The 6,701-nt window shown below is 41.7% G+C and carries 6 protein-coding genes; 2 read left to right on the top strand and 4 right to left on the bottom strand.

The genetic code is table 11. The annotated features are described in order from the left end of the window. Nucleotides 1-34 precede the first annotated feature (34 nt). The 4 genes from tsf to rplM form a co-directional block, all read right to left on the bottom strand. On the bottom strand, nucleotides 35-859 hold the full coding sequence (gene tsf / locus WBM98_RS10660) for a translation elongation factor Ts (RefSeq protein WP_424366004.1): 825 nt from the start codon (nucleotides 857-859) through the stop codon (nucleotides 35-37). A gap of 77 nt (nucleotides 860-936) precedes the next feature. After that, entirely contained in the window at nucleotides 937-2,166 is a 1,230-nt protein-coding gene (gene rpsB / locus WBM98_RS10665; RefSeq protein WP_424366005.1) for a 30S ribosomal protein S2, read from the bottom strand. A gap of 248 nt (nucleotides 2,167-2,414) precedes the next feature. Continuing rightward, entirely contained in the window at nucleotides 2,415-2,801 is a 387-nt protein-coding gene (rpsI, locus tag WBM98_RS10670; RefSeq protein ID WP_424366006.1) for a 30S ribosomal protein S9, read from the bottom strand. Beyond that, nucleotides 2,801-3,256 (bottom strand): 50S ribosomal protein L13, encoded by a 456-nt coding sequence (gene rplM / locus WBM98_RS10675; RefSeq protein WP_424366007.1) that lies wholly within the window; start codon nucleotides 3,254-3,256, stop codon nucleotides 2,801-2,803. The genes rpsI and rplM overlap by 1 nt, the downstream gene beginning before the upstream one ends. A 327-nt stretch (nucleotides 3,257-3,583) precedes the next feature. Here rplM and WBM98_RS10680 point away from each other — a divergent pair, with 327 nt between their 5' ends. After that, entirely contained in the window at nucleotides 3,584-6,190 is a 2,607-nt protein-coding gene (locus tag WBM98_RS10680; protein WP_424366008.1) for a DUF5916 domain-containing protein, read from the top strand. A 76-nt stretch (nucleotides 6,191-6,266) separates the two neighbouring features. Further along, the coding region (locus tag WBM98_RS10685) for a lipocalin family protein (protein WP_424366009.1) at nucleotides 6,267-6,701 on the top strand (435 nt) is incomplete at its 3' end.

Consider the following 6,701-nt stretch of genomic DNA (forward strand, 5'->3'; position numbering starts at 1 on the left):
ATGGTGGTTTTTATTAGGTGAAGGAAGACGATACTTATCCTAAAGCTACCCTTCTAAATCCTGTTACGGTCAAACCGGCATCGACCGACTTCACATATTGGGCAACACTTTGCTTGCTGTCTTTTATGAAATCTTGGTTTACCAAGGTATTGTCCTTAAAGAATCGTTTAAGTTTTCCTTTGGCAATGTTGTCTAACATAGCTTCTGGTTTGCCTTCTTGACGCAATTGGTCTTTCGCGATTTCGATTTCCTTGTCAATGACCGACTGGTCAACACCTTCTTCATTCAGTGCGACAGGGTTCATCGCAGCCGCTTGCATGGCAACATCCTTCGCTGCTACATCTGCACCATCAACAACAGCGGATAGGCCGACCAATGTGGCGATTTTATTGCCTGCATGTATATAGTAACCAACATAAGGGGCACTCAACTTGGCAAAACCGCCAATTTCAATCTTTTCACCGATTACGCCTGTTTGCTCCGTAAGTTTTTCTTGCACGCTAAGACCATTGAAGTCGGCAGCTAGAAATGCTTCCTTGGTATCATAACCCAAGGCCAAGGCAGCAAGGTCATTCGCCAAACTGACAAAACTTTCATTTTTTGCAACGAAATCGGTTTCACAATTCAATGAAATGATCACTCCACTGGTGCTGTCCGCATTGACTTTTGCAATGGCAGCTCCTTCCGATGATTCACGGTCGGCTCTTTTTGCAGCAACTTTTTGTCCTTTTTTACGAAGAATCTCGATTGCCAGCTCGAAATCCCCTTCTGCTTCTACCAAGGCATTTTTGCAGTCCATCATTCCTGCGCCAGTGGTCTTTCTTAAATTATTTACTTCTGCGGCGGTAATTTTAGCCATCTTATCTATTGTTTAGTATTGCCATGGTTGAATGACAATAATGTTGTTATTTTATTTAATCTCTGCTTTCTGGAAACCTATTCTATGCCTCCTTTGGCATTGTCTTGCCACTCCTTGAGCTCGTCCCATTTACCCTCTGCAGCCATTTTAGCTTGCTTTGGCCAGGAAGTTGGGTCTAAATGCGCCATTCTAGAGCTTGCTTCGGTCAAGATTTCCTTGATTTTGTCCGCATCGGCCTTAGATAGTTCTGCAAAGGTTTTGATACCGGCATTAACGATAGCCTCTGCGGCTTTAGGGCCAATGCCCTCGATTTTTGTTAGATCATCACTTTTGGTGGGCTTCGGTTCGACCGCCTCTTTGGTAGCCTTAACATCTACCTCAACATCTGGGACTTTAGCAACAACTGGTGGTGCTTTGGTCTCAACTGTTTCTGGTGTTGGTTCAAGATTCTCCTCTTTGCCCTCAACATCTTTGACAACAACAGGAGCTTCCTCGATTTCCTTAGTTATTTCCTTTGTTTCAGGAGTTGGCTCAACCTTCGGGGCCTTGCTTTTTGGTGCTTCTGCTATCCTTGCTTTCTTCTCGCTTTTCGCATCATCAGGGTCAGTCTGTTTTTCAGCTTTTCGTTCCGATAGGCCTTCGGCAACAGCATCGGTTACTTGCCCCATTATTAGTGCTATCGATTTGGAAGCATCGTCATTGGATGGTATCACATAATCTATATCCCTTGGGTCACAATTGGTATCGACCATGGCGAAAATAGGAATGTTCAATTTTAAGGCTTCCTTGACCGCAATGTGTTCCCTCATGACATCCACTATAAAAAGTGCTCCGGGAAGACGGGTCATTTCAGAGATAGAACCTAAGTTCTTTTCTAATTTAGCTCGTAAACGATCAACTTGAAGACGTTCTTTTTTGGAAAGTGTGTTGAAGGTACCGTCTTTCTTCATTCTGTCGATCATAGCCATTTTCTTAACGGCTTTACGGATTGTCACAAAGTTGGTCAACATACCGCCCGGCCATCTTTCAGTGATATAGGGCATGTTTACGTTGGCCACTTTTTCTGCAACGATATCCTTGGCTTGTTTTTTGGTGGCTACGAAAAGTATTTTTCGGCCTGAGGCAGCAATCTTTTTAAGGGCCTCGTTGGCCTCATCCAATTTTGCTACTGTTTTGTAAAGGTTGATGACGTGTATTCCGTTGCGCTCCATGTAGATGTAAGGCGCCATGTTGGGATTCCACTTTCTTGTTAGGTGTCCAAAATGCACACCTGCTTCCAATAATTCTTTTACTTCGACTTTCGCCATTTTAAATTTAGTTTACGTTCTTTTGAATTAGCAATGCTAAAGTGGTATCGCGCCAATGACGCAAAGCCTCAAGCATTTAGATGCTAAACTAATATTACCCTGAACTCGTTTCAGGGTTTTCCTGAATCGGGCTCCCAAATTTCTTTGGTTCTGGGATTTTTTAATTGTCCCATACAGGGACTTTCAAGGAACTAGTTAGAAAATATAATAAAGGTGCCCTTCGAAAAGAGCACCTGAAAAATTTGATATTAACGTTTTGAGAATTGGAACTTCTTACGGGCTTTCTTCTGACCGAATTTCTTACGTTCAACCATTCTTGGATCCCGGGTCAACAAACCTTCAGGTTTTAAGGTAGTTCTGTTTTCCTCATCTATTTCGCACAACGCCCTTGAAAGAGCCAATCGAATAGCTTCAGCCTGCCCGGTTATTCCTCCACCGTAAACATTGACTTTTACATCATAGGTGTCTTCGGTACTGGTCAGGGCAAATGCCTGCTTCACTTTATATTGAAGGGTCGCAGTAGGGAAATAGTTGGTCAACTCCCTGTCATTTACTGTGATGTTTCCCTTTCCTTGTGAAAGATAAACTCGTGCAACGGCCGTTTTTCTTCTCCCAATTTTGTGAATTACTTCCATTATTTAAGGTCGTTTAAATTTATAACAGTTGGTTTTTGGGCTTCCTGATCGTGATTTGGTCCTACATTAACCTTTAGGTTCCTAAAAAGATCCGCGCCTAACCTATTTTTTGGGAGCATTCCTTTGATCGCTTTTTCTACGATCCTTTCAGGATTCTTGTCCAACATCTGCTTAACCGTTGTAGTGCGTTGACCACCTGGATAACCTGTGTAACGACTGTACGTTTTACTATCCCACTTATTGCCCGAAAGGGTAATTTTTTCCGCATTGATAATAACAACGTTGTCTCCACAATCGACATGGGGAGTAAAACTAGGTTTATGTTTGCCCCTTAGTAATTTGGCAACTTTAGAAGCTAGACGTCCTAATGTCTCTCCTTCAGCATCAACCAATAACCACTGCTTGTCAACAGTAGTCTTATTGGCAGAAATTGTCTTGTAGCTTAATGTGTCCACACTAATATTTTTATTAATTTAATACTCCAATCCCTATAAACGGGGTGCAAATGTACAATTATTATGTAGAAATACAAATGCTAAATTCGGAATAATTTTTCGATATAAAAAAGGGTTTTATTTGATGTACTGTTTTTTCTTACCAAGGGGTGGTCCTGCGCCTTTCAATTCTGTTAAAATAGTCTTAAATAACATGGGTGCTGTAACGTTTCCATCAACGCGTAGTCTTTTAGTAGCACATCAATCATCAATCATCAATCATCAACAATCAACAATCAACCAATGAGGGCCTGCCATCTTTTATTTTGTTCCATTTTAGTTGTTCACATGGTTTCATTCGCACAGGATTCTACAGATGTCGTGCCCAAAAGAATATATACTACGAAGGCCTTGGAAGATGCAAAACCACCCATTATTGATGGTGTTTTGGATGATATTTCCTGGAATAGTGTTGCATGGGAAGATGATTTCATAGAATCTAGACCTGACGAAAATACCCCACCGAGCAACCAGACCCGATTTAAGATTACCTATGATCAAAAATTTATTTATGTAGGTATTCAATGTTTGGACAAGGAGCCTGATAAAATTGTAAAACGACTTTCCCGACGAGATGGTTTTGATGGGGATTGGGTGGGTATTTTCATCGATAGCTACTATGATAAGCGTACGGCCTTCGGATTCATTGTTTCGGCAGCGGGAGTAAAGGGAGATGTATTGGAATCGAATAATGGCGGAAATGAGGATGATAGTTGGAATCCTATTTGGTATACTAAAACCCATATCGATGATGAAGGATGGTCAGCCGAGATGAAAATACCCCTAAGCCAATTGAAGTTCGGTAAGTCCAAAGAACAAGTATGGGGGTTTGAAGTGATGCGAAGGCATTTCAGGGAAGAGGAGCGTTCGGTTTGGCAACGGTTACCGCAAGATACCGGCGGGTTTGTCAGTGAATTTGGTGAACTACATGGCCTGTTGAACATTGAACCCCAGAAGCAACTCGAAATACAGCCCTATACCGTAGGGAGCATTAAAACCTATGAGGCCGAAGAAGGAAACCCTTTTCGCGATGGTAACGATTCAAAATTGACCATTGGTCTTGATGCGAAGATCGGGATTACCAATGATTTGACCATGGACCTGACCATTAATCCTGATTTCGGACAGGTAGAAGCGGATCCATCGGCCATCGCCTTAGACGGTTTCCAGATTTTCTTTGAAGAACAACGTCCTTTTTTTGTTGAGAATAAGAACATTTTTGATTACAGCGTATCCTCTTCCCAGGCAGGAAATACCTTTGGTTCCGATAATTTGTTCTACTCGCGTCGTATTGGGCGCAGTCCACAAGGGTATCCTGATACTTCAGACAATGAATACGTGGATCAGCCTGAAAACACCAATATTTTGGGAGCGGCCAAATTTAGTGGTAAGACCAAAAACGGATGGTCTATTGGGGTGTTAGAGAGTGTTACTTCAAAAAAGTTTGCCACAATAGATAATAATGGACAGCGAAGAAAAGAAGTGGTAGAGCCCTTGACCAATTATTTTGTAGGGCGATTACAAAAAGACTTCAATGATCGCAATAGCTTTATAGGTGGGATATTTACAGCAACCCATAGAGATCGATTGACCGAAGGTCTCGATTTTTTACATAGATCGGCCTATTCAGGAGGGGTCGATTTTAAACATCAATGGAATGAACGCGATTGGTATGTTGGTGGTAATATTATATGGAGTCATGTACAAGGTAGTGAAGAAGCGATTCAAAATACCCAGGAATCGATCGCACATTTGTTTCAAAGGGTAGGGGCGGATTATGTGGAGGTAGATCCAGAAAGAACTTCATTGTCGGGAACAGGGGGCAATCTACAACTCGGAAAAATCGGTAATGGACATTGGAAGTTCGAAACCGGGGCAACCTGGCGATCACCGGAACTGGAATTGAACGACATCGGTTTTCAAAGACGTGCCGATGACATTCGTCATTATACATGGATCGGGTATCAGACCTTGAAACCCGATAATACCTTTAGACAGGTCGGGATCAATTACAACCATTGGAGTGTTTGGGATTTTGGGGGAAATCATAATAGTTTGATGTTCAATACCAATTCTTGGCAAAATTGGAAAAACAATTGGTTCAGCAATATTGGTGTGAACTATGAGCCCATCTCCTATTCCAATTTCGCCTTACGGGGAGGGCCTAGATTAAGGGAATCCCCACAAATGAGCTTTTGGAACGGCATAAGTATGGATGAACGTAAAAAATTGAGATTCGATTTTTTCCAAAACGGGAACAAGGCCGTCGACGATTCATTCAGTTCTTATGCCGTGGAATTTGGAGTCGTCTACCAACCGATAAATTCACTTCGGATCTCTGCATCCCCTGAATACGGCATCAATAAAAACAAGTTACAGTACATCGATAACTTGGATGTCAATGGTACGACCCGTTATTTGAACGGGACCGTGGATCAACGAACGTTAAGCATGTCCTTACGTTTGAATTATACCATAAATCCGAATCTGACCATTCAATATTGGGGGCAACCCTTTATTTCCCGGGGACGGTATACCGATTTTAAGGAAGTAACCGATCCCTTGGCAAGAGATTTCGGGAATCGTATTTCCCAATTTTCGAACAATCAAGTTTCATTAATGAACGATGTCTATTCAGTGGATGACAATTTGGACGGTGCCACGGACTTTAGTTTTGACAATCCTGATTTCTCTTTTGTCCAATTCCGCTCTAACTTGGTCGTCCGTTGGGAATACACCCCGGGTTCAGAGATTTACTTGGTTTGGTCCCAAGATCTGTCGCAAACAGGTAATCCGCAGGAGGTACTATTTCAGGATTTACAGGATACCGTTTTCAATAAGGAGAAACCACAGAACATTTTCTTGATCAAGGCTACCTATCGATTTATTTTATAGGCTGTACTATTGAATGTATAATAGATCATCTTTTTTTACGTTTGGGCTTTGAACCATAAACAAATAAAGAGAAGTGATGAAAAGATACATTTTACTATGCACGGTGATGGCAGCACTGGTTTTTTCCTGCTCTTCGGATAAGGAAGATGATTTGGCCATTGAAAATTCAATTGTAGGGACTTGGAAGTTTACCGAGCTGAATATAGATAATGCAAGTTCGCCCAATGAAATTAGATTAGCGAATGATGTCATCGAGGTTTTAACTGCTAGTGGATGCGATATTCTTGTTTTTGAATTTAAATCGGACAACACGGTAACTGCAGTGGCCAAGGATTTTACAGAAACAGGGAGAGATGTAAACTCTGATGGTACCGGTCTGTTGATAGAATGTCCTTCCAATGTTGAGACCAGCTCGTCTACCTGGAGTTTAGAAGGAGATCAATTATCTTTTATAGATGAAAATGGGTTGGAGGAAACAGTTACTATAAAGTTGGATGGTGACACCTTAACC

It is taken from the genome of Maribacter sp. (genome assembly GCF_049667165.1).
Lineage (GTDB): Bacteria > Bacteroidota > Bacteroidia > Flavobacteriales > Flavobacteriaceae > Maribacter_A.

Excerpts from the sequence above, each read along its gene's own strand:
- tsf (WP_424366004.1), bottom strand. The coding sequence starts at position 859 with ATGGCTAAAATTACCGCCGCAGAAGTAAATAATTTAAGAAAGACCACT.
- rpsB (WP_424366005.1), bottom strand. The coding sequence starts at position 2,166 with ATGGCGAAAGTCGAAGTAAAAGAATTATTGGAAGCAGGTGTGCATTTT.
- rpsI (WP_424366006.1), bottom strand. The coding sequence starts at position 2,801 with ATGGAAGTAATTCACAAAATTGGGAGAAGAAAAACGGCCGTTGCACGA.
- WBM98_RS10680 (WP_424366008.1), top strand. The coding sequence starts at position 3,584 with ATGGTTTCATTCGCACAGGATTCTACAGATGTCGTGCCCAAAAGAATA.